The following is a 467-nucleotide window of genomic DNA, read 5'->3' on the forward strand; positions in this document are numbered from 1 at the left end:
GCCTCGCGCACCACGAGCCCGTGGCTGCTGCTCGTGGTCGTGCTCTGCGCGGGCCTGGTCGTCGCCGCCCGGCGCGGCGAGGCGCCGTGGGCGCTGGGCTTCACGTACTACGTCTACCTCGCGCTGCTGGTCGTCGCGCTGCGGGTGTTCTTCCGGGTCGTCCTCGGCGGTGACCTCGGCGAGCCGTACCTGTTCACGCTGCCGGAGGTGCCGCTGCCCGACTGGGCCGCCGGCGTGAGCCTGCTCGGGCCGGTCTCGACGGCCTCGGTGCTCGCCGGGCTCTACGACGGCCTGCGCCTGGCGGCGATCCTGCTGTGCGTCGGGGCGGCCAACACGCTGGCCAACCCGCGCCGCCTGCTGGCGTCGCTGCCGCCGGCGCTCTACGAGGTCGGCACCGCGCTCGTCGTGGCGATGACCGTCTTCCCGCAGCTGGCCGACAGCGTGCAGCGCGTGCGCACCGCCCGGCG

1 pseudogene is annotated in these 467 nt (G+C 75.6%); it reads left to right on the plus strand.

From position 1 onward, the window contains the following. A pseudogene (locus AC2W7G_RS18365) lies at nt 1-467 on the plus strand (energy-coupling factor transporter transmembrane protein EcfT); the annotation flags it as partial.

The sequence above is a fragment of the Aeromicrobium sp. PFPM2_SD2 genome (genome assembly GCF_057364525.1).